This is a genomic window from Amycolatopsis sp. NPDC003676 (assembly GCF_053587275.1).
In genome coordinates, this window is record NZ_JBSFNS010000064.1 from 25,439 (window position 1) to 44,732 (window position 19,294).

General features: G+C 67.7%; 18 protein-coding genes and 1 pseudogene. 7 read left to right on the plus strand and 12 right to left on the minus strand.

Features of this window, described 5'->3' with window-relative positions:
- Position 1 precedes the first annotated feature (1 nt).
- Positions 2–103, minus strand: a complete 102-nt coding sequence (kdpF, locus tag ACWDNU_RS29510; protein ID WP_037358287.1) for a K(+)-transporting ATPase subunit F — start codon at positions 101–103, stop codon at positions 2–4.
- 424 nt (positions 104–527) lie between these two features.
- On the opposite strand from kdpF, the gene asnB reads away from it, so the two are divergent.
- Complete coding sequence (gene asnB / locus ACWDNU_RS29515; RefSeq protein ID WP_370939507.1) at positions 528–2,369, plus strand: asparagine synthase (glutamine-hydrolyzing); 1,842 nt, start codon at positions 528–530, stop codon at positions 2,367–2,369.
- A 112-nt stretch (positions 2,370–2,481) separates the two neighbouring features.
- Here asnB and ACWDNU_RS29520 read toward each other — a convergent pair whose 3' ends face one another.
- Both ACWDNU_RS29520 and ACWDNU_RS29525 read right to left on the minus strand, forming a co-directional pair.
- The gene (locus ACWDNU_RS29520) at positions 2,482–2,985 is read right to left on the minus strand and encodes an N-acetyltransferase family protein (RefSeq protein ID WP_449671305.1); all 504 of its coding nucleotides are present in this window, start codon (positions 2,983–2,985) and stop codon (positions 2,482–2,484) included.
- 53 nt (positions 2,986–3,038) lie between these two features.
- Complete coding sequence (locus tag ACWDNU_RS29525; RefSeq protein ID WP_449671306.1) at positions 3,039–3,698, minus strand: SDR family NAD(P)-dependent oxidoreductase; 660 nt, start codon at positions 3,696–3,698, stop codon at positions 3,039–3,041.
- A 61-nt stretch (positions 3,699–3,759) separates the two neighbouring features.
- On the opposite strand from ACWDNU_RS29525, the gene ACWDNU_RS29530 reads away from it, so the two are divergent.
- Both ACWDNU_RS29530 and ACWDNU_RS29535 read left to right on the plus strand, forming a co-directional pair.
- Positions 3,760–4,356, plus strand: coding sequence for a TetR/AcrR family transcriptional regulator (locus tag ACWDNU_RS29530; protein ID WP_449671307.1), 597 nt, complete (start codon positions 3,760–3,762; stop codon positions 4,354–4,356).
- A gap of 121 nt (positions 4,357–4,477) precedes the next feature.
- On the plus strand, positions 4,478–5,212 hold the full coding sequence (locus ACWDNU_RS29535) for a hypothetical protein (protein ID WP_449671308.1): 735 nt from the start codon (positions 4,478–4,480) through the stop codon (positions 5,210–5,212).
- A gap of 1 nt (position 5,213) precedes the next feature.
- On the opposite strand, the gene ACWDNU_RS29540 is transcribed toward ACWDNU_RS29535, so the two are convergent.
- Together ACWDNU_RS29540 and ACWDNU_RS29545 are read right to left on the minus strand one after the other, a co-directional pair.
- Entirely contained in the window at positions 5,214–6,215 is a 1,002-nt protein-coding gene (locus ACWDNU_RS29540) for a Gfo/Idh/MocA family protein (RefSeq protein ID WP_449671309.1), read from the minus strand.
- A complete protein-coding gene (locus tag ACWDNU_RS29545) occupies positions 6,212–7,222 on the minus strand; it encodes a LacI family DNA-binding transcriptional regulator (RefSeq protein ID WP_449671310.1) in 1,011 nt (336 codons plus the stop codon). Before ACWDNU_RS29545 ends, ACWDNU_RS29540 begins: the two co-directional genes overlap by 4 nt.
- A 98-nt stretch (positions 7,223–7,320) precedes the next feature.
- Here ACWDNU_RS29545 and ACWDNU_RS29550 point away from each other — a divergent pair, with 98 nt between their 5' ends.
- Genes ACWDNU_RS29550 through ACWDNU_RS29565 form a run of 4 tightly spaced genes read left to right on the plus strand, consistent with a single transcriptional unit; the run spans position 7,321 to position 11,007 of the window.
- Complete coding sequence (locus ACWDNU_RS29550; protein WP_449671311.1) at positions 7,321–8,193, plus strand: sugar phosphate isomerase/epimerase family protein; 873 nt, start codon at positions 7,321–7,323, stop codon at positions 8,191–8,193.
- Positions 8,194–8,222: 29 nt separating this feature from the next.
- Positions 8,223–9,215 carry a sugar ABC transporter substrate-binding protein gene (locus tag ACWDNU_RS29555; protein ID WP_449671312.1) on the plus strand — a complete coding sequence of 331 codons (993 nt, stop codon included), beginning with the start codon at positions 8,223–8,225 and terminating at the stop codon, positions 9,213–9,215.
- On the plus strand, positions 9,212–10,240 hold the full coding sequence (locus ACWDNU_RS29560; RefSeq protein WP_370939515.1) for an ABC transporter permease: 1,029 nt from the start codon (positions 9,212–9,214) through the stop codon (positions 10,238–10,240). The genes ACWDNU_RS29555 and ACWDNU_RS29560 overlap by 4 nt, the downstream gene beginning before the upstream one ends.
- Complete coding sequence (locus tag ACWDNU_RS29565; protein ID WP_449671313.1) at positions 10,237–11,007, plus strand: ATP-binding cassette domain-containing protein; 771 nt, start codon at positions 10,237–10,239, stop codon at positions 11,005–11,007. The genes ACWDNU_RS29560 and ACWDNU_RS29565 overlap by 4 nt, the downstream gene beginning before the upstream one ends.
- A 31-nt stretch (positions 11,008–11,038) precedes the next feature.
- Here ACWDNU_RS29565 and ACWDNU_RS29570 read toward each other — a convergent pair whose 3' ends face one another.
- The 7 genes and pseudogenes from ACWDNU_RS29570 to ACWDNU_RS29600 form a co-directional block, all read right to left on the minus strand.
- Positions 11,039–11,857, minus strand: coding sequence for an alpha/beta fold hydrolase (locus tag ACWDNU_RS29570; RefSeq protein ID WP_449671314.1), 819 nt, complete (start codon positions 11,855–11,857; stop codon positions 11,039–11,041).
- Positions 11,858–11,924: 67 nt separating this feature from the next.
- On the minus strand, positions 11,925–12,869 hold the full coding sequence (locus ACWDNU_RS29575) for a hypothetical protein (protein ID WP_449671315.1): 945 nt from the start codon (positions 12,867–12,869) through the stop codon (positions 11,925–11,927).
- Positions 12,866–14,101 (minus strand): MFS transporter, encoded by a 1,236-nt coding sequence (locus ACWDNU_RS29580; RefSeq protein ID WP_370939519.1) that lies wholly within the window; start codon positions 14,099–14,101, stop codon positions 12,866–12,868. Before ACWDNU_RS29580 ends, ACWDNU_RS29575 begins: the two co-directional genes overlap by 4 nt.
- Before the next feature lie 9 nt (positions 14,102–14,110).
- Positions 14,111–15,754: a discoidin domain-containing protein gene (locus ACWDNU_RS29585; protein ID WP_449671316.1), complete on the minus strand. Its 1,644-nt coding sequence runs from the start codon at positions 15,752–15,754 to the stop codon at positions 14,111–14,113.
- 280 nt (positions 15,755–16,034) lie between these two features.
- Positions 16,035–17,090: an NAD(P)-binding domain-containing protein gene (locus ACWDNU_RS29590; protein WP_449671317.1), complete on the minus strand. Its 1,056-nt coding sequence runs from the start codon at positions 17,088–17,090 to the stop codon at positions 16,035–16,037.
- 38 nt (positions 17,091–17,128) lie between these two features.
- Entirely contained in the window at positions 17,129–18,343 is a 1,215-nt protein-coding gene (locus ACWDNU_RS29595; protein WP_449671318.1) for a diguanylate cyclase, read from the minus strand.
- A 221-nt stretch (positions 18,344–18,564) separates the two neighbouring features.
- Positions 18,565–19,200 (minus strand): annotated as a pseudogene (locus ACWDNU_RS29600) (SRPBCC family protein); the annotation flags it as partial.
- Positions 19,201–19,294: the final 94 nt, after the last annotated feature.

Sequence of the window (19,294 nt, forward strand, 5' to 3'; positions counted from 1 at the left end):
CTCAGAATTTCTCCGGCCTCACGAGGGCGACGAACAGGTAGCCGAGAAGGCCGAGCGCCAGCAGTCCGCCGACGATGTTGGCCACGGTGCCCGCGCCGCTCACAGCTTCTCCAGCCCGCGCAGGACACCGGCGAGCACCACGAAAACGCCGATGAGCAATAGGGCGTACAGCAAATCCGCCACGAGGCACCTCTCAGGAAGGGTCACCCGGCACGGGCGACCGTCGGTCGAGTGCCACTGTGCGGTCGTCGCGGAGGGTGAGCACCCTCGTCTGACGCCTCCTTGACGCGGTGACCTGGGGGCGTTTACGCGATCTTGACGGCCGGTGACCCGCGCCACTACGTCAAGCGCCATCCGGGTTAGCGGGACCACGTGACTGTCCGTAGTTGGTGGGTGACTTGCGGCACAGCTGGTAGCGGATCAAGGACAGAGAGTGCAATTCGGGCAGACAAGGTTCGGGGGTCCGTGTTACACCTGAGTAACCAATAGTTGTATCAACTAACTAACTAGGTTCAGGGAGGGCTCGTATGTGCGGAATCGCGGGCTGGGTTTCCTACGACACCGATCTCACGCAGCAGCAGGAGATCGCGGACGCGATGACCGAGACCATGGCCTGCCGAGGACCCGACGACCGCGGAACCTGGGTCCGCCGTTCGGTCGCGCTCGGTCATCGCCGGCTCGCGATCATCGACCTGCCGGGCGGCCGGCAGCCGATGAGCGTGAAGACGCCGAACGGCGAGGTCGCGATGGTCTACAGCGGCGAGGCGTACAACTTCTCCGAACTTCGTGAAGAACTCACCAAACTGGGCCACCGCTGGGAGACCGACAGCGACACCGAGGTCGTGCTGCACGGGTACCTGCAGTGGGGCACGGAGGTCGTGGACCACCTCAACGGCATGTACGCGTTCGCGATCTGGGACGAGCGCGACCAGAAGCTCGTGATGATCCGCGACCGGATGGGCATCAAGCCGTTCTACTACTACCCCACCCGCGACGGCGTCCTGTTCGGCTCCGAGCCGAAGGCGATCCTGGCGAACCCGTTGGCGCGCAAGGTGGTCGATGCCGACGGCCTGCGCGAGCTGATGGGCTTCACGAAGCGGCCCGGCTGGTCGCTGTGGAAGGGCATGTACGAGGTCGACCCGGCCACCGTCGTGACCGTGACCCGCGAGGGCATCAACACCCGCACCTACTGGAAGCTCGACGCGAAGCAGCACACGGACGACCAGGAGACCACGGTCGCGCGCGTGCGCGAGCTGATGACCGACATCGTCCACCGGCAGCTGGTCGCCGACGTCCCGCGCTGCGTGCTGCTGTCCGGCGGTCTCGACTCGAGCGCGGTCACCGGCCTCGCCGCCGCCCGGCTGGCCGAGCAGGGCGAACAGCTGCGCACGTTCTCGGTCGACTTTTTCGGGCAGGAGGAGAACTTCCAGCCCGACGAGATGCGCGACACCCCCGACTCGCCCTACATCCGCGACGTCGCCAAGCTCGTCGGTTCCGCGCACCAGGACGTGATGCTGAACCCGGCCGACCTGAGCGACCCCGAGGTGCGCCGCAAGGTGCTGCGCGCCCGCGACATCCCGTCCGGGCTCGGCGACATGGACACGTCGTTGTACTTGCTGTTCAAGGCGATCCGCGGCGAATCGACGGTCGCGCTGTCCGGCGAATCGGCCGACGAGGTGTTCGGCGGGTACCGCTGGTTCCACGACGAGGCCGCGGTCAAGGCCGACACCTTCCCGTGGCTGGCGTTCCGCAACAGCCTGATGGACGAGCGGGGTTCGCTGCTCGAACCGGGTCTCGCCGCGAAGCTGGATCTCGATTCCTACATCGCCGACCAGTACCGGACCGCGGTGTCCGAAGTGGACCTTCTGGACGGCGAATCCGAGCAGGAGTCCCGGATGCGGGTCATCTGCCACCTGCACCTCACCCGTTTCGTGCGGCAGCTGCTCGACCGCAAGGACCGGATGTCGATGGCGGTGGGCCTGGAAGTGCGCGTGCCGTTCTGCGACCACCGGCTCGTGGAGTACGTCTACAACACGCCGTGGTCGCTGAAGACCTACGACGGCCGGGAAAAGAGCCTGCTGCGGCACGCGACGAAGCACGTGCTGCCCGCGTCGGTGCGGGACCGGGTGAAGAGCCCGTATCCGTCCACTCAGGACCCGGGGTACGCGATCGCGCTGCAGCAGCAGATCAAGGAAGCCTTGGCGCAGAAGGACAACCCGGTGTTCCAGATGGTCGGCCGGGAATGGCTGCAGCAGTCGGCGGAGACTGACCCGTCGGCGATCAGCCAGGCGCAGCGCGTCGGCATGGACCGGGCGCTGGACCTGCACCACTGGTTCGACATGTACTCGCCGGAGCTGGAAATCGACTGACCCGCTCCGCTCGCCCCTCAATGCCGCATTGGGTGCATCCCCCGCACCCAATGCGGCGTTCGGTGCGTCTAACGCACCCAATGCCACATTGGGGCGCTTGCGGGGCGGGCGGTCAGAAGTCGAGGTGCGCGTCGATCTCGGTGCCGCGGACGTCCAGCTCCGCGCCGGTTCCGCTGAGCAGCCGCCGGGCCGCGGCATTGTCCACAGTGGTCGTCGCGACGAACTTCGCCGCGCCGCCGTCGCGGGCCGCGTCCAGCAGCACCGCGGTCACCTTGCGGCCGATTCCGCGTCCGCGCGCCGAACGGCCGAGCCAGACCCCGGCCTCGACCTCCAGCGCGGACCGCCCGGACACCGGTCGCAGCCGGGCCGCCCCGCAGACCCGGCCGTCGACCTCCACGACCCACGTCGTCTCGATCGCGGTGTCCGGGTTGAGGGATCGTCGGCGGTGAAACGCGAGAAACGCTTCGCGGCGGGCTTCGGTCCAGCCGGCGGGACCTTCCACCGGCGGCATGACCTCGGTCGGTTCGGCGTCGGCCACCGCGGCTTCCAGAAGCCGCTCGAGCCCCGGCTCGTCGAGCGGGATCAGCACGATCTCGGATTCTCCGGATCCAGGCACGCCCCGCAGCTTGGCACGCGAAGCCGCCGTGCGCTACCCGATCGGCCCAGTCGTTACCAGGGAACCGGCTTGCCGAACCGGTCGAGGAACTGCAGCCCCGGCTCGCCTGCCTGCGCTTCCAGCACGTCGACGACCGCCGGAACGCTTTCCTCGGGCAGCAACGGCGCGTCCGGCCCGCCGAGCCGCGTCCGGTTGTGGCCGGGGTCGATGAGCAGTTTGGTGTGCCCGTCGCCCTCGTGGCGGGTGGCGTAGCTGCGCATGAACTGGTTGAGCGCGGCCTTGCTCGCCTTGTACAGCTCGTATCCGGGTTCGACGTTCATCGAGATGCTGCCCTGCTCGGACGACATCACCGCGACCGTGCCACCCGGCGCGACGAGATCGCGCAGTCCTTCGAGGACGCGCAGCGGGCTCAACGCGTTGGTGATCATGACTTCGGTGAACATCGTCGTCGGCACTTCGCTGATCGGCAGATTGCCTTGGTTGATCGCCGCGTTCACGAAAAGCAGATCGAGCGGACCGTCCACTCTGTCTCTTAGCGCCGCGATCTGTGCTTCGTCAGTCATCTCGAGCTGTTCGGTCCGCATCCCTTCGTACGGCACCGCACCGTCGCGAGTGGTCGCGATGACCTCCCACCCGCGCCGGTCCAGCTCGGTGACCAGCACCAATCCCAGCCCCCGCGAAGCTCCGACCACCAATGCCCGGCGTATCGCCATGGCCCCTCCCTTGTCTAGACGAGACGTCACGTCTAGACAGTAGCACGGTAAGGTGCCCGGTATGCCCGCAGTGAATTCCCAGCCCCGCAGGGCACGCTCCGGCAACCGGCGGGACGAGGCCGCGCGCCTGGCCGTGCTCCACGCCGCCGACGATCTCTTGGTCGAACACGGCTTCGGCGCGCTGACTGTCGAAGCGATCGCGCGCCGCGCCGGGGTCGCGAAACAGACGATCTACCGCTGGTGGCCGTCCAAGGTCGAAATCCTGCTGGACACGCTGATCGAGGACAGCGCCAAACGCCTGCCCGTGCCGACGGAACTCCCTACGGCGGAGAGCATCCGTGCGTACCTGCGGAATTTCGCGGATTTCCTCACCGAGGACCCGGCTGGGAAATGTCATCTCACCCTGCTGGCCGAGGCACAGCACGATGTCGGGACCGCCGCGCGGTTCCATGAGCGTTATCTGGAACCGCGGCAGATCGCCGAACGCGAGATGCTGACGGCGGCCACCGAGGCAGGCGAGATTTCTCCGGTACTGGATCCGGAGGCCACAATGGACGCTCTGCTGGGGCCGATCGTCTACTGTGCACTGACGGGGGCCGCGGTGCCGGGGGATTTGGTGGATACGTTGGCGGAGAAGCTGCTTCGTCCGCGAGCTTGAGTTAATCAGCGGATTCCGACATTTAGGTGAACTTGCCAGATTCCGTTTCATTCCGCGCCTTCATCGGAGTTGGATTTTCTCCACGCACAGCCGATCGAGGGGCACGGAGGGGATCGCTGGCATGGCTGATGACTGGTATACGGATAAGTTCGGACGCAGGCGCCGCATTCCCGACGGCGACGGGCGAGGGAAACGCGGCGGCGGCGGAATCGTCGTCGCAGCTGGAGTCGCCGTCGCCATCGGAGCAGGTGGGGTCAGCGCGATCGGCGGCGGTGCCGCGGTCGAGGGAGGCGCGGGGATAGCCGCGGAGGCGCTGCCTGGCAACCTCGCGGGGGACGTCGCCGATTCGCTGCCCGGCCGTTCTCCCTCGGTCAGGAAAACGGAAGGCCGGAAGTCCGCCCAACGAGGGAAATCCGCCGAAACGTTCAGCAGGTTCAAGCTCAAAGAGCTGAAGCGGACGGTGAAACGCGACCTGAAGTGCCTGCTCAATTCCACGGGCAAGGTGCGGGAATTCTTCACCCGCACCCCGTGCGCCTCTCTCGTCATGCGGTTGTACGCGGTCGGCGACGGGCACGGCAACGCCGCGGTGCTTTCCGTGGCCTGGGTCGGATTCCGGACCAAGAAAGACGCCGCCGCCTTCGAGCGGGTCGAGCAGGTGCAAGGCAACGGCGACGTGACTCCGCTCGGCGGCGCGCCGCTCGAACTGGCCGGATTCCGCTTCACCGGCCTCCACTACCACCCCAGGCATCTCGGGCGGACGATCGTCATCGGCGAGGCAGACACCGCCACCGGTCGCTTCGATGCCGAAGAACTCAACACCCTCGCCGAGGTCGTCACCTACTTCCCGAAACCATGACCTAGCGCCGCACCTCCGCCACCTTCACCGGGCGGTTCTCCCGTCGCGAGACCTCGCACGCCTCCGCGATGTAGAACGCCTCCAACGCATCCCCCGCCCCCGCAGGCGACGGCATCCGACCAGCGGCCACGTCCAGGAAGGTCCGCAACTCGGCGGCATACGCCGGACGGAAGCGTTCCATGAACCCGGGATACGCCGGTCCCGGCAACGGCTCGACGCCAGGCTCCACCGACCGCAGCGGAGCTTGGTCGTCCAAGCCCACCACGACATTCCCCAAGGAGCCGAGGGCCTCGAAGCGCACGTCGTAGCCCGCGCCGTTGTAGCGCGTCAGGGAGACCGTCGCGAGGGTTCCGTCGTCGAGGGTCATCGCGACCGCCGCTGTGTCGACGTCTCCAGCGTCGGCGAAGAACTGCTCGCCTTTATTGTGCCCCAACGCGAATACCTCCTCGACCTCCCGCCCGGTCACCCAGCGGAGGATGTCGAAGTCGTGCACCCCGCAGTCCCGGAACAGGCCGCCGGAATGCGCGATATAGGCGGCAGGCGGCGGCGCTGGGTCCAAAGTGGTCGCCCGGACGCTGTGCAGCCAGCCCAGTTCCCCGCTCTCCACCGCGACCCGCGCGGCCTGGTAGCCCGCGTCGAACCGGCGCTGGAAGCCGATCTGCACCGGGACATCCGAGTCCGCGATCCGGTCGATCACCGCGAGCGTGCCGGGAATGTCCGCGGCGACCGGCTTTTCGCAGAACACCGGCACCCGCGCGTCGACCGCCTGGATGATCAGCTCCGGATGCGCGTCCGTGGCTGCCGCGATGACCAAGCCGTCGAGGTCAGCCCGGAACAGTGCGTCGATTCCTTCGGCCGCCTCGGTCCCGAGCTGAGCGGCGACGGACTGCGCGCGCGCAGGATCCACGTCCGCGACGACCACCGACGTGACCTCGTCGAAGCCCGCCAGCGTTTCCGCGTGCGCGGCGCCGATCCGCCCGGCCCCGGCCAGTCCCAACCTCATCGCTGTGCCTCCCCTGAGTTCGGCCCCGTGGTCTCCCGAACGACCAGGGACGGATGAAGCAGATGCCGCACCGGTTCAGTGCGTTCACCCCGTACCCGTTCCAACAACGCGTCAAAGGCCAGCCGTGCCATTTCCGCGCGCGGCTGGTCCACTGTGGTCAGTGAGATGTGCCGCAGCGAAGCCAGCGACGTGTTGTCGTAGCCGACGACCGAAACGTCCTCCGGCACCCGCAAACCGTGTTCTTCGAGCGCTGAGATCGCGCCAACGGCGTTGAAGTCGTTGCCTGCCAGCAGCGCGGTCGGTGCCGGAGAATACGAAGACAGCAACTCCTGCACCGCCTTTTCGCCTGCGGTGTCGGTGTGTTCGCTGCGCACCACGATCGGTTCCAGACCGTGCGCCTGCATTGCCTGCCGGAAACCTCGACGCCGAGCCGCGGCACCGGCCGCTCCCCCGCCGTCGAGGTGTGCGATCCGGCGATGTCCCAGCTGAACCAGATGTTCGACGGCCAACGTCGCACCAGCCTCGCCGTCGTCGTTCACGGTATCCACAGTGGACAATCGAGAAGTTCGTGACACCAACACTACTGGACACTGTCGCGCGGCAGCTTCGATCGCGGCGGCAGGAACCACTGGCGACAGCAGCACCACGCCGGCGGGCCGGAAGGACAGAAGACTCCGCAGCGCCGCGCCTTCCCGCGAAGGGATTCGGCCGCCAGTGTTGAGGATCAAGTCGAAACCGGCCGCTTGGGCCGCCGCGTCCAGGCCCTCCACGACATCGGCGAAGAACGCGTTGCGCAGGTCGTTCACCATCACGCCGAGCACCGTCGACGTCCGGCTCGCGAGCGACCGTGCCATCACATGCGGCGAATAACCCAGTTCCTCAGCCGCTTTCAGCACCGCCGCGCGCCGTTGCGCCGAGACGTTCGGCGCGTTGCGCATCACGAGCGAAACCAGCGCCCGGGAAACCCCGGCGCGTGCGGCGACATCCTCCATGGTGGGCTTCCCCATCTGAAAACCTCCCCGGAGAAGCGCTTGACGCGACGGGTCGGACGCTACAAGCTTAGAGCGCTCTAATCAAGGCGTGTCCCCCGACCGGAGAGGGATCCATGACCGCGAAGATCCGCGTCGCCGCCGCCCCGATCTCGTGGGGAGTCTGCGAGGTGCCCGGCTGGGGCCGAGTGCTGGACGCCCCGCAAGTGCTCAGCGAAATGACCGAACTGGGCGTCACCGCAACGGAATTGGGTCCGCCGGGCTACCTTCCCCGCGAACCGGCCGAGCTGAAGACGCTCCTGGGAAGTCATCGGCTCGAACTCGTCGGCGGGTTCCTCGCCGTTCCACTGCACGAAAATCCGGACTCGGCCATCGCCGAAGCAGAAGAATCGGCGGCGCTCTTCGCGGCCTGTGGTGGCGGAACGCTCGTCCTCGCCGCCGCAACCGGCCTCGACGGTTACGACGAACGGCCCACTCTCACGGACGCCGAATGGTCCACTTTGGTCAGCACAGCGGCCAAGATCCGGGACACGGCGGCAAAACACGGACTCCGAACCGTCCTGCACCCGCACGTCGGCACGCACGTGGAGACCGAGGCCGAGGTCGAACGCTTCCTCGCCGACTCCGATCTCCAGCTCTGCCTCGACACCGGCCACCTCCTGATCGGCGGCACCGACCCGGTCGCGCTCGCCCAGCGGCACCCCGGGCGGGTCGGTCATCTGCATCTCAAGGACGTCCGCGGCGAACTGGCCGACGCCGTCCGCACCGGGAAGCTCCCGTACACCGAAGCCGTCGGCAAAGGTCTCTACGTGCCGCTCGGCGAAGGCGACGTGGACATCGAAGCCATGGTCCGCTCCGTCACCGAAGCGGGCTACGACGGCTGGTACGTGCTGGAGCAGGACACCGCGCTGAGCGACGACAGCCCAGTGGACCGTCCCGGCCAGGACGTCGCGACCAGCCTCTCGTACCTGCGGAAAATCACCGGCTGACCGTGAAAACCAAGCGAGGAGAGACAACGATGTCCCATCGCTGGAAGCGCGCGGGCCGCGCGATGGCAAGCCTGCTGGCCGCGGGCTTGCTGCTGACGGCCTGCACCGGTCCGGCCGCCGAGCCGAAGACCACCGCGCCCGCCGCGGCCCCGACACCGTCCGGGCCGCTGAAGGTTTCGGTCATCACGCACGGCACCGCGGGCGACGCGTTCTGGAACGTAGTGAAGAACGGTGCCGAGCAAGCAGGCAAAGACCTTGGCGTGCAAGTGGAATACACCTCGGACGGCGATCCTGGCGCACAAGCGAAGCTGATCGACAACGCAGTCGCGCAGCAGACCGGCGGACTCGTGGTGTCGATGGCGAACCCAGAGGCGCTGCGCCCGTCCATCGAGGCCGCGGTGCGCGCCGGAATCCCGGTGATCACCATCAACTCCGGCGAGGAAAAGAGCGCGGCGTACGGCGCGCTCACGCACGTCGGGCAGAACGAGTCGATCGCCGGTCAGGAAGCCGGGAGGAAGTTCAAGGACCTCGGCAAACACAAGCTGTTGTGCGTGATCCACGAGGCCGGAAACGTCGGACAGGCGCAGCGGTGCGATGGCGCGAAGACCGGGTTCGCCGGCACCGTCCAAACCCTGCAGGTGGACATCTCCAACCCGACCGACGCCGAGTCCCGCATCCGCGGCGCGGTGCAGACCGACTCGTCGATCGACGCGGTCCTCACGCTGAACTCGCAGGTCGCCGCCCGTGCGGTGAGCGCGATCAAGTCGGTGAACTCGAAGGCTCAGGTCGCCACCTTCGACCTCAACTCCGACGTCGTGGCCGCGATCAAGGCGGGCGACGTGCTGTTCGCGGTCGACCAGCAACAGTACGAACAGGGCTATCTCCCGGTGCAGTTTTTGAAGCTGTACCGGGACAACGCGAACATCGTCGGCGGCGGCAAGCCGGTGCTCACCGGACCCGACCTGGTCGACAAATCCACAGTGGACAAGGTCGGCCAGTACGTGCAAAGGGGCACCCGATGACGACCCTCGACGAACGCCTGGCGAAACCGCGGCTGACCGACCGGCTGGTGGTGCGCCCGGAAATCGGCGCGCTGCTCGGCGCGGTCGTGGTGTTCCTGTTCTTCACCTTCGCCACCGACAAGTTCTTCAGCGCCAGCGGAGCCGCGACCTGGCTGGACGACGCGGCGACGCTGGGCATCATGGCGGTCGCGGTGTCGCTGCTGATGGTCGGCGGCGAATTCGACCTGTCAGCAGGCGTGATGACCGCGTCGACATCGCTGGTCACCGCGATCCTCGCCACCCAAGCAGGCTGGAACGTGTGGCTAGCGCTGCTCGTCTCGCTGGTGTTCGCGCTGACGGTCGGCGCGTTCAACGGCTGGCTCGTGATGAAAACTGGCCTGCCGAGCTTCATCGTCACCCTCGGCACTTTCCTTGCTCTGCAAGGCTTGAACCTCGGCGTAACGCGGCTGGTCACCGGTACCGTCCAGGTGTCGGGCATGCGCTCGACCGACGGTTACGCGTCCGCCGGGTTCGTCTTCGCCTCCACAGTGGACGTCGGAGGGACACCGTTCCAGATCTCCATCGTCTGGTGGCTCGGCGCGATCGCGGTGGCCGCGTGGCTGCTGCTGCGGACCCGGTTCGGCAACTGGATCTTCGCGGTCGGCGGTTCCGCCGCCAGCGCCCGTTCGGTCGGCGTTCCGGTGGTGCGCACCAAAATCCTGCTCTTCATGGGCACCGCACTGGCCGGATGGCTCGTCGGTTCGATCAACATCCTGCGCTTCGCGAGCGTCCAGGCGAATCAGGGCATCGGGCTGGAATTCCAGTACATCATCGCCGCGGTGATCGGCGGCTGCCTGCTGACCGGCGGCTTCGGCTCGGCCGTCGGCGCGGCGATCGGCGCGCTGATCTTCGGCATGGCGCGCCAGGGCATCGTGTTCGCCGGCTGGGACAACGACTGGTTCATGCTGTTCCTCGGGATCATGCTGCTGGCGGCGGTCCTGGTCAACAACGCATTGCGGCGGCGCGCGGAAAGGGTCCGGCGATGAAGGCTCTCCTCGAGGTCAAGGACGTCGGCAAGCGTTACGGCACCGTCGTCGCGCTGCGCGAAGTGTCCACAGTGGTCAACGCGGGCGAGGTCACCTGCGTGCTGGGCGACAACGGCGCTGGAAAGTCCACTTTGATCAAGATCCTCGCCGGGGTGCACCAACACGACGAAGGCGAGTTCCTGGTCGAAGGCTCCCCGGTGCGGTTCGCCTCGCCTCGCGAAGCGCTCGATCGCGGAATCGCCACGGTGTATCAGGATCTCGCGGTGGTGCCGCTGATGAGCGTGTGGCGCAACTTCTTCCTCGGCTCCGAACCGACCGTCGGCTTCGGCCCGTTCCGCGCGCTGGACCGGCGCAAAGGCCGGGAGCTGACGAAGAAAGCCCTCGCCGACCTGGGCATCGACCTGCGCGACGTCGAACAACCGGTCGGCACGCTCTCCGGCGGCGAACGGCAGTGCGTGGCGATCGCCCGGGCCATCCATTTCGGCGCGAAGGTGCTGATCCTGGACGAGCCGACGGCCGCCTTGGGCGTGAAACAGGCCGGAGTGGTGCTGAAGTACGTCGCCCAGGCCCGCGACCGGGGCCTGGGCGTCGTCCTGATCACGCACAACCCGCACCACGCGTACCCGGTGGCCGACCGTTTCCTGCTCCTCAAACGCGGCGCGCCACTCGGCTCCTACGAAAAGCCAGACATCGAACTAGCCGAGCTGACCCGGCAAATGGCGGGCGGCGCGGAACTAGAAGCGCTGGAGCACGAGTTGCGGTCGTGAGTGGCAATCGCGGTTAGAACCGTGATTCCACTCACGAGGTCACTTTCTCCAGCCACGGCCGCACCACCGGCAGGACGGCGGCGGCCTGCATCGCGCTCATGTGGTCCAGCCCGTCGAGCACCTCGACAGCCCACCCACGCGCCTCCAGTTCGGCCCGCTCTCGCAGCAACGGCCCGGCGATGTCGACGGTCACCCCGCCCCACCGCTCGCTGTAAACGATCCGATCCTCCGACCCCACGAAACACAACCGCGGGCACGACAGCTCGACCGCCCGGTCGTCGAAGTCCTGCAACGCCTCGTACAACGTCACGAACTGCTTCGTCTGGCCCGTCGACAACGTGACGTCCACCGAATCCCAGTCCCCCGGCTCAGCTTGAGTTTCGGCCGACGGGCCAGCGAGCGCCATCTCGTGCGTCGCCTGGGTCACCGCGAGCATTGCCGCATACGGCCCGTCCAACGGCGGATACCCGCCCATCACCAACGCGTCCAGCCGATCCGTGCGCAACGCCAACTGCAACCCGGACAACGCCAGCCACGAGTAGCCGTAATACGAGAACCGATCCGCCCCGACCGCGTCCGCCACCGCCAGGAAATCGGCCGCGAGCACGTCCGGCGTGAGGTCGGCCGGATGCGCCATCCGATGCCCCTGGTAGTCGAAGGCCACCACCCGGAACCCGCTGAATCCCTCGATCAGCGAGCGACCCAGCTCCGGATCAGTGCCCCACTGCCGGGCCGCCTCAGCTTCCGGTCCCTCGGCAGGCCTGGGGTCGACGGGGAGCAGCAACACCGGCCCGTCCCCGTGCACCTGCGCTTCGATCCGCGTTCCGTCGTGCAGAGCAGCTTCAGCCATCTCATCTCTTTACGTCGTAAAGTATCTCGGAGCACGAGGGTACTATACGACGTAAAGAGATGTCGAATCAGCTGGTGACGGCAGGCGAGGAGGCTTCGTCGACCAGCTTGCGCGGGGCTCCGGAGCCGTCCGCGGGCACCGACCACACGGCGTTCTCCAGCCCGTACAGGATCGTGTGGTCGTCCTGCCACAACGCCTGGTCGTCCACGCTGCGAGTCTCGGCGAGCGCGGTCTCGTGCATCGTCTTGAGGTCGAGCACGGACAGCCGCCAGACGCCCTCGCCGACCTTCTTCTTGAACGCGATCCGTGTCTCGTCCGGCGACAGCGAGGGGCATTCCACGTTCTCCCGGAGCGCCTTGCCGCGGTAAGTGTCGTAGTCGCCTTCGATCAGATACGTCTTGCCCTTGGAACCCAGCGTCGAGAAGAACCGTTTGCCGTCCTTGGCGAACGTGATGCCCCAGTAATTGACGTCGGAGGAGAAGTAGCGCTTCCCGTCGACCAGGACCGGCAGCTCCTCGATCGTTTTCTCCAGCTCGCCGTTGTCCAGCTGGTAAACCCCGGCGCGCGTCGAAAACCCAGTGGCAGCATAGGAATCGCCGGTGACGAACAGCGTCCAGTACACCCGTTTGCCGTCCGGCGAAACGCGCGCCCGGCTCGGCGTGCCCGGCAGATAGTCCTTGTGCGTGGTGGTGAGATTCCGGTCGAGGACGCTGAAATCGCTCACCGCGGGCAAGGTGCCGGGACGCACCGCGAGACACATCCCAGTCGTGCCGGACACCGCGAACCGGTCGCATTTCAGATCGCTGAACTTCGGTGCCGCACTAGGATTCGCCAGCGGAACGACCCCGACGTTACCCGTCTTCGTGCTGCGAAAGAACAACTGCCCAGGCGCGAACGAAAGATGCTCCACCTTCGCGGGTTCGGCCGGACTAGGCCGCGCGGCAACCGTGTAAACCACCGCCGCGGCCGCGAGCACCACAGTGCCGACAACAGCAAGAAGAGCCTTTTTCATTTGCGCACCGGCCTTGCGAAAGCGGCGCCGAGCGCCACGACAGCGAGCGCTCCGGCCGCCGCGAGAACTGCGGGCTGGAGATCCCACAACGTCCAAGCGAGTCCGAAGAGGACAGACGAAAGCATCCGAGCGGCGGCCTGTCCAGTTTGGACCACCGCGAGACCGGTCGCCCGGAGATCAGCGGGCACCAACGGTCCGGCGGCGGCCATCAGCACCCCGTCGGTAGCCGCGTAGAACACGCCGTGCAGCCCCAAAGCCAAGGCCGCGAGCCAGAATCCGGACACCGGCCCGCACAGTGCGATCAGCGCGGCGACGAGCGCGACGTGCCCGCCGAGGAACACCGGCCAGCGCCCGATCCGGTCGGCCAGCTTGCCCAGCGGAACGGCCAGCACCAGATAGATCCCGGCGGTGCCGAGCGGCAGCAACGGGAAGAACGTCGCCGCGACGTCCCAGCGCCGCTGAAGAACCAGGTACACAAAGGAATCGCCGAGAGTCACGAACCCGAGCAGCGCCGCCCACACCGCCACGCGGCGGAAACCGCGGTCCCGCAACAATCCGAACGCCGCCCGCACGGACACCGCAGCCCGGTCAGCGATTTCCTGTTTGTGGTCGCGGACGAACAACACCAGCAGCATCACCGCGATCGCCGCGATGCAGAAGCTGGTGAAGAACACCGATGTGTAGCTGCCGAGGCTTAACGCGAGCACGGCCATCGCCACCAGCGGACCGAGGAACGCGCCCACTGTGTCCATCGCGCGGTGCACGCCGAACGACCGGCCGAGTGTGTCGGGCTCGCTGCTGAGCGAGATCAACGCGTCGCGCGGGGCCGTGCGCAGCCCCTTGCCGGTACGGTCGGCGGCGAGCACCACGCCGATCGCCGCGACCGACGAACCGGCCGCGACCAGGCCGAGCTTGCACACCGCGGACAAGCCGTAGCCGAACCCGGCGACCGCCTTGAGCCTTCTCCACCGGTCGGCCAGGTGCCCGCCGAGCACGCGGACCACGGCGGTGGCTCCCGCGTAAAGCCCGTCGAGCAGGCCGAACTGCAGCGGGTTGAGCCCGAGGCCGAGCACCAGATACAGCGGGAGCACCGCGGTCACCATCTCCGAGGAGATGTCGGTGACCAGGCTGACCGCGCCGAGTGCGACGACGTTCGCCGACACCCGGCGCAGGCCGGCCTTCCGCTCGGTGCCCGCCGCGACGTCCGAACTACGGCTTGTCGCGATGTACATGACCGGCCCCTAGTTGTGGCAGGTGTAGGTCGGGCTGCTGTCCTGGACCTTGCCGTCGAGACCGATGAGCTGCTCGGAGAAGGTGTTGTCGGTCATCGTCAGCTTCAGCACGCCGAAGGTGTCCTTGAGCAGCTTCGCCGTGGTCGGGTGCGCGGAGTGGACCGGGTACGGGTTCGCGCCGCCCATGCCGCCGATGATCTCGACCGGACCGGCCGGGTTCGCCTTGCCGCTCGCGTCCTGCGGGACGAACCGCTCGTAGTGGTGGTCGTGGCCGTTCAGGATCAGGTCGACCTTGTTCTGCGCGAACAGGTCCCACAGCTGCTTGGAACCGCGCTGGTCGCCGTGGTCGCCGGAGCTCCACCGCGGGTGGTGGTAGTACGCCGCGACGCAGCCCTTGGTGTTCTTCGCCAGGTCCTGCTTGATCCAGTTCATCTGGTCGGTGTCCTGGAGCTCGCCGCCGTCCTTGTCGTCGACGAAGCCGTTGGAGTCGAGCGCGATGAAGTGCCAGTTGCCCATTTCCCAGCTGTAGTACCGCTTTCCGTTCGGCGTGGCGATCTTGCCGAAGTACTGCTGGTAGGCCTCGAACGGCTTGTTGTCGTCGTAGGTCTCGTGGTTGCCCGGGATCGGGTGCGTGATGCTCTTGAACTTGCCCCAGGTCTTGTCGTAGTAGTCCTTGAAGTTCTGCAGCGTCAGACCGGTGTCCTCGGCGTCGTACTGGTTGTCGCCCATGGTGATCACGGCGGCGGGATTCATCCCTTGGACCAGCTTCGCGGTCTTCGGGTGCACGCAGCTGGAACTGCTGGCGGTGCACTGCTCGGCGATGTCGCCGGCTGCGGCGAGGACGAAGGTGTTGCCCGCGGTCCCCGGCTTCGTGTGCACCTTGACCGAAGTGCTGGCCGGCGAAGTGTTGCCGGCGGCGTCCTTCGCGCGGACGGTGTAGGTGTAGTCGGTGTCCGGCGAGAGGCCGTTGTCGGTGTAGGACGTGGACGTGCTGGTGGCGACGGACTGGCCGTCCCGGAGCACGTCGTACCCGCTGACGCCGACGTTGTCCGTCGCGGCGGCCCAGGTCAGCGCGACGCTGTTGGAGCCGATGTCGCCCGCGGCGAGGTTCGACGGCGTGGTGGGCGCCTGGGTGTCGCCGGACGAGTCCGGGGTGCCGTACGCCTGAAGCTCCCAGAGGGAGTAGCCGTACTTCGTGGCGCGCTCGGTGCCGACGAAGCGCAGGAACCGGCCGTGGCCGGACAACCCGGTGAGGTCGTCGGTGCCGCCGTCGCCGTTGGTGATCGTCGCGATCGTCTTGAAGTTCTCGCCGTCGTCGGAGATCTCGACGCGGTACTTCTTGGCGTAGGCCGCTTCCCAGTTCAGCTTGACCCGGTGGACCGTGGCGGCCTGGCCGAGGTCGACGCGCAGCCACTGCGCGTCGGCGCTGACCGCACTGGCCCAGCGCGTCTTGAGGTTCCCGTCGACGGCGTTGTCGCCGCCGAGCGTGGACGTCTCAAGCGTCGAGGTGCTGACCGGTTTCCCTTGGGACAGCAGCACATCGGCGGCAGCGGCATGGGCGTCGCGCGCGGGCGAGACCGCCGCGGGCAACAGCACCACCGCGGCGGCCGGTAACGCGAACCGGGCGAGACTTCGGACACGGGACGAGGACACGTCGCACTCCTTCGGGCCGGACGGGAACAGGGCGGCGGCGTTACGGTTCTGCGGCGTCTCGTTGCGTTAAGAAAGTTTCCTAACTAAAACGGCAGAGTAGCGGGCCCGGTTTCTCCCGACAAGCCCGGAACGGACGTGAAACGATCAAGACCGCCCGATCAGCGGAACGCCCCTCTCCTGTCTCGCGGAAGTGCCGTGAGGGGAACCCTGAGGGAATCAGATTCCGTGAAGGTGGCCCTCACGTACTTGCGCCAGTGAGTGAGGGCCACCTTCACGTACCTCAGCTCCGCAGCAGCCGCCGTACTTCCTGCACCGCCGCGCGCCCGGCCCGGTTCGCCCCCACCGTGCTCGCCGACGGCCCGTACCCGACCAAATGCAACCGGGGCTCCGCGACCACCTGAGTCCCGTCCATCCGGATCCCGCCGCCGGACGTCCGCAGGTGCAGCGGCGCAAGGTGATCGATCGAAGCCCGGAACCCGGTCGCCCACAGAATCATGTCCGCGGGCTCGAAACTGCCGTCCTCCCAGACGACCCCGTCGGGAACCAGCCGCGAGAACATCGGCCGCCGCTCCAGATATCCCGCCGCGCGCCCGGCGAGCACCTGCGGCGTCACCGGCAGATCCGTCACGCTCACGACGCTCTCCGGCGGCAGCCCGGCCCGCACCCGCTCGTCGACCTTCGCCACCGCCATGCGTCCCCAGTCCTCGCTGAACTCCTCCTCGCGCCAGACCGGCGGACGCCGCGTCACCCACACCGTCGAACGCGCGACCGGGCCGATCTCCATCAGCAACTGCACCGCAGACGTCCCGCCGCCCACGACCACCACGCGCTGATCACGAAATTCCTCCGCACCGCGGTAATCCGCCGTGTGCAACTGCCGTCCGGCGAAAGTCCCGGGATACCGCGGCCAGAACGGCCGGTCCCACGTCCCCGTCGCGCTGATCACCGCACGCGCCGCCCACGTCTCCGCGGGCGATTCGACCACCAGCCGCTCCCCCGCGCGCCGCACCGCGGTCACGTCGACCGGACGGTGCATCGGCAAGTCATACGTCTTCTCGAAGCGCCCGAAATACTCCGACACCGCCTCGCTCGCCGGCCGCGTCGGATCCGGGGTCCCGAACGCCATCCCCGGCAGGTCGTGGATCCCGTGCACCTTCCCGACCACCAGCGACGGCCACCGGTACTGCCAAGCGCCGCCCGCGCGCTTGCCGTGGTCGAGCACGACGAACCCGCGTTCGTTGGCGAACCCGGCTCGGCGCAGGTGATACGCCGCCGACAGCCCGGCCTGCCCGGCCCCGATCACCACGACGTCGGTCTCGTGATCCGCAGTGCTCATACAACGTTCAACAATTGCCCGCGCCCGGTATTTCCGGCTCAGACCGCCACGCGATTCCGGCCGCCGTCCTTCGCCCGGTACAACGCGGCGTCGGCCGACCGCAACACCTCGTCGAGCGTGGCGCCCGCCTGCGGGTAGCACGCGACGCCGACGGACACGGAGAGTCCGCTGATCCGCAGCGGACCTCCCACCGCGACCGTCAGCTCCCCCACCGCGATCCGCACCCGTTCGGCGATCCCGAGCACGTCGGTGTCGCCGGTCGCGGGCAGCAGGACCACGAATTCCTCGCCGCCGAACCGGCCGACGGTGTCGCTTTGCCGCACCGAAGCCTCGATCGCGACGGCAACCGCGGCCAGCACCTCGTCGCCGGTGAGGTGACCGTACGTGTCGTTGATGCGCTTGAAGTGGTCGAGATCGATCATCAAGACGGCGAACCCGCTGCCGGTCCCCCGTCTCCGGGCGCGAGTGAACTCGCGGGTCGCCAGTTCGTGCCAGCCCGCGGTGTTGAGCAGCCCGGTTTTCTCGTCGGTCACGACCGCCACCTGCAACTGCTGTTTCAGCAGGAGATAGCGGTGCAGCAACAACAACGGCGGCAGCACGAACACCACCAGCACGGGCTGATGGACGAACGCCAGCGCCGCGAGCCCGCCGAGACAGAGCGTCGCGATCTCGAAGGCGTTGTCCTCCCAGGTGCCGATGAGGTCCGCGGGAGAGCGGCTGTTCGTGTACAGGTAGATGCCCGTCGCGACAAGCACGACGTTCACCAGTTCAAAGGCAACTGCCGCCAGTACGAGCGCGAGGACGCCGTACGCAGTGTCGAGCCGTGCTTGATCCAGACCGCCGATGGTCAACACCGCAGACGCCGCGAAGCACGACAGCATCGCCCACGCGGTACTCGCCGCGAAGCGATGCGCGGGCCGCGTACGCACGTGTCGCCACACTCGCAGCCACAGATGCAGATACAGCACCAACGCCAGCAACGCCACCCACGCCGGCGGAAGCAGGAACGCGCCGGCGAGGTACCAGACGGACGTGACGTTGATGTGCGTCTGCCCGCTCATCCACCGCCGCAGGCGTTCGATCCGCCGCGACATTTCGGCCTGCGCGATGCCGAGCCCGACGAGCACCCCGAACGAACTGAACTGCACCGGGCCGCCGAAGCCGGTCGCGAGACCCGTCACCGTGAGCGCCACGGCGACGGCCTCGCACACCATGGCGTAGCCGATCCAGCGCCGCCGCGCGACCGCCCACATCGTCCAGCGCGGCGGCCAGCCGCGCCAGGCCGTCACCGCGCCGCGCACCCCGATGGGGACAGGTGCCTGCGTCACGGGCGCCCCCACGCGAAATTCGGCCTACGGAAGTTGCCCAGGGTAGCGGGTCCGCTCCGGATCTAGCCGAACCGAGGGAAAAACCACCCTGTTCACTGCCCGCTGGGCACGCTCTGAGTAGAGCGACCGGGCAACCTCCTGGCCGGTTACCGGCGGCGCAGCTTCCGCACGATCGCCAGCACGATCAGCAGCACGACCGCGCCCGCGGCCACCGGGGCGAGCCGCTTCGCGACGGACTGGCCCGCGTAGTCGAGCAGGTCGATCGCCTCGGTCTCGCCGGTCGAACCGCCTGCCGGGACGCTCCGCAAGTGCGGCTTCTCCTCGGGCGCCGGTGCTTCAGCGGGCTTTTCGGCAGGCTTTTCCGCGGCCTTCTCCTCGGAAGCCGGAGCCGCAGCCGCAGCCGGGGCGTCCTCGGCCGGAGTCTCCAGCGAGGCCGCGAGATTCCCCGCGAAGGTGTCCAGGATCTTGCCGCCCACCTCGGAGATCAGCCCGCGCCCGAACTGCGCCGGACGTCCGGTGATCGCCAGGTCGGTGGCGACCGCGCCGTGGGTGCCGCCGTCGCGTTCGGTGAGCGTGAGGGTGACCGTCGCGGCCGCGGTGCCGCCGCCGCGCGAGTCCTTGCCGGACGCCTTGATGACGACCTTGCGGGCCGCCTCGTCCTTCTCCAGGAACTCGCCGGTTCCCTTGTACAGCAGCGAAATCGGCCCCAGCTTGACCTTGACCGTGCCCGCGAAGGTGTCGCCCTCCACCTTGGTGAGCGAGGCGCCCGGCATGCACGGGGCGCAAGGAAAGGCGGTAGCGTGCGGCTTTCAGGCCGAGGTCGTCATACACGCGGCGGATCAGCGCGAGCGCGCTCCGCACCTCCGCGCCGACCTG